Genomic DNA, 3,148 nt, shown 5'->3' on the forward strand with positions numbered 1-3,148 from the left:
AGTATCGGATGTAGGCGCATAAAATAGATCAAGGCGGCATACCCCGGTAAGGTATGCCGGGAAACCGAATAAAATGGTATTCCCCAGCTTTTTTTACTGATCCAAATTTCGAATTAACCCGTTAATCCGTTTGTTTTTTCTTCAAGGTGCGACAATTTGTCGCATTGAGATGCCTTCCTACTGGGCTTAACATTAGTGGTTTACGTGAACACCATACTAATAATTCCAGAGGAAGGAGAAGAAATGAAGGGAAAAGGGGTTGGTCAGGTACGACTGTCTGCTCAAATAGCCGGAAATATTATGGCCCGAAAACCGCTGACAGTCGCGGTGGCCGGGGTACTGGCTGTTGTAGCGGCGTCATGGGCACAGGCTCATGAGATGGATGATCCGCCGGTACAGCTGGAAACGATCAGAGTAGTTGCACCGGGGCAGGCATCGCTGACTGTGCCGAGTCTGCCGGAAGTGAAGCAAAAAATGCGTCAGGTTCCGGGAGGGGCGAATGTCATTGACAGTGAATCGTATGCTACCGGCCGTGCTTCGACGTTACAGGATGCGCTGGGGTATTCGCCGGGTGTGTTTGTTCAGCCCCGTTTTGGTGCCGAAGAAGCGCGCTTGTCGATTCGTGGCTCCGGTATTCAGCGTACATTCCACATGCGTGGCATCAAGCTGTTGCAGGATGGTTCCCGCCTGAATCTGGCCGATGGCGGAGCGGATTTTCAGGCAATTGAGCCACTGGCAGCACGCTATATCGAAGTTTATCGGGGTGGCAATGCGCTGCAATATGGATCAACCACACTGGGTGGCGCAATCAATTACGTAACGCCTACCGGTTATGATGCCGAGCGTTTCCGTGCACGCGGTGAGGCAGGCAGTTTTGGCTATAACCGTCTGATGCTCTCTTCCGGTGGTGTGCATGGCTCGCTGGATTATTTTGCCAGTGTTTCCCGCTACAGCCAGGATGGTTTCCGTGACTGGTCGGAGCAGGAAAACTGGCGCATGTTCAGCAATGTCGGCTATCGCATCACACCCGATCTGGAAACCCGTTTTTACCTGACCTATACCAAAACCGACTCGCAATTGCCGGGTAACCTGACCAAGGCGCAGTTGAGAGATAATCCGAGGCAGGCCAACGCCACCAGTCTGATGGGTCGGCAGAAGCGTGATTTTGATCTGATCCGAGTGGCCAATCGCACTGTGTTCAAACTGGGGAACAGCCAGCAGCTGGAATTTTCCGGATTTTACTCACATAAAGATCTGTGGCATCCGATTTACCAGGTGCTGGCTCAGCCCACCAATGATTATGGCCTGGGATTACGCTATATCAACGAAATACCGGTCGCGGGCTACCGTAACCGTTTTGTGCTGGGTTTCGAGCCAAGCTGGGGTGATGTAAGTGACAATCGTTTTATCAATGTTAGCGGGAGGGCTGGTGCACGCACGGCCAAATTTGATCAGCATGCCAGCAGCTATGTTGTTTATGGGGAAGATCAGTTCTACCTGCTACCAGAACTTTCGCTGATTGCCGGTGCTCAGTACACTTATACGACGCGTAAACAAAAAGATCTGTTTACAGCAGGAGCCCTGGATCGCAGCAAGAACTACCAGCGTTTTACGCCCAAGGCAGGGCTGATCTATGAACTGAATCCGCATATTCAATTCTTCAGTAATGTCAGTACCAGTTTTGAACCCCCCAGTTTCTCTGAACTGACCAGTGGGCCGACTTTGGCACCGGTATTTGCTAAAGCCCAGCGTGCGATTACATTTGAAGCGGGTAGCCGGGGGCATTTCGGTATAGCTGAATGGGACATTGCGCTGTATCGAGCACATGTGCGCAATGAGCTGCTTGCCCTGGTTGATCCTGTGACCAGTTCTCCGCTGGGTACGGTCAATGCAGGTAAAACCGTACATCAGGGGGTTGAGCTGGGGTTGGATGTAGAGTTGGTGAAAATGTTCTATCTGCGCCAGATGTACCTGTTCAATGATTTCAAGTTTGATGGTGATCCCACCTTCGGCAATAACCGGCTGGCCGGTATCCCGCGTCATTTTTACAAGGCTGAGCTGACCTACCGTCACCCGGAAGGCTATTATATTGGTCCGAACGTGGACTGGTCGCCCGAGAAATATTACGTGGATCATGCTAATACGGTGTATGCAGATTCCTACGCACTGCTGGGTTTCAAGATCGGCAAGCGCAACAAAACCGGCTTTTCCTGGTTTGCTGAGGCGCGTAATCTGACCGATCGCAAGTATGCTGCTACCACGGGTGTCATCGACAACGCCAGGGGAATCGACCAGGCGCAATTCCTGCCGGGAGATGGCCGTTCCTTCTTTGCGGGTCTGGAATATCGCATGTAGCGTATCCGTTTTTCCTGCCGGCTGGCGGGAGGGGATGCTTAAGGAATCTCTGAAAGACGTTAGCGAGGTAGTCAGTTCAAGGTGAAAGTTAGTAACTTTTAACGCAAAAATGACAACGTGGGTAGTTTTTCAGAGCTTTCCCTAACTCAAATGGAGTGAAGATGTCAGTTAAACATTTCATTACAACAATGGTTATTGCCGCGATTTCTGCGGTAACTCCTTTTGCTCAGCCTGTGGTGCAGGCAGCAGAGCATGCACATGATGACAAGGCAGCAAAGCCCAAACACGATATGAACAAAATGTGGGCGGAAATGCGCACACGATCGGTTGGCATGGCTGTTTCCGTGGCATCTGATGAAAAAGGAGGGTTGTGGCTGGCACGCATGCAGGATGGTCATATCCGGGTGAGCCACTCGGAAGATGGCGGCAAGCATTTTTCTGAAGGTGTAACGGTAAATCCGCAACCTGAAGCGATTCTTGCGGAAAACCAGAACCGGCCGAAGATCGCGGTGCGTAACGGAGTGATCGCAGTAACCTGGGTACAGGCGCTGCCGAAGGTGTTTGCCGGGAATATCCGTTTTGCCCGTTCTGTCGATGGTGGCCGTACTTTTTCAGAGCCCGTGACCGTGAACGATGACCACGGCGAAATCAGCCATGGGTTCAGCACCTTGACACTGGGTGACGATGGCCGTGTGACGCTGGCCTGGTTCGACGGACGTGAGCGTGATGCGGCTGGCAAGACCGGGCAGAAGTATGTTGGCACCACGGTTTACTATGCAGTGTCGGAAGATGG

At 52.0% G+C, this 3,148-nt stretch carries 2 protein-coding genes; both read left to right on the plus strand.

The features are described from left to right. Window positions 1-243: 243 nt before the first annotated feature. Complete coding sequence (locus IT527_RS06715; protein WP_292967760.1) at window positions 244-2,355, plus strand: TonB-dependent receptor; 2,112 nt, start codon at window positions 244-246, stop codon at window positions 2,353-2,355. A 161-nt stretch (window positions 2,356-2,516) separates the two neighbouring features. Further along, window positions 2,517-3,148, plus strand: a 632-nt coding sequence (locus IT527_RS06720; RefSeq protein ID WP_292967761.1) for a sialidase family protein, incomplete at its 3' end; no start/stop codon positions are given.

Source organism: Nitrosomonas sp. (assembly GCF_020852615.1).
Classification (GTDB): domain Bacteria; phylum Pseudomonadota; class Gammaproteobacteria; order Burkholderiales; family Nitrosomonadaceae; genus Nitrosomonas.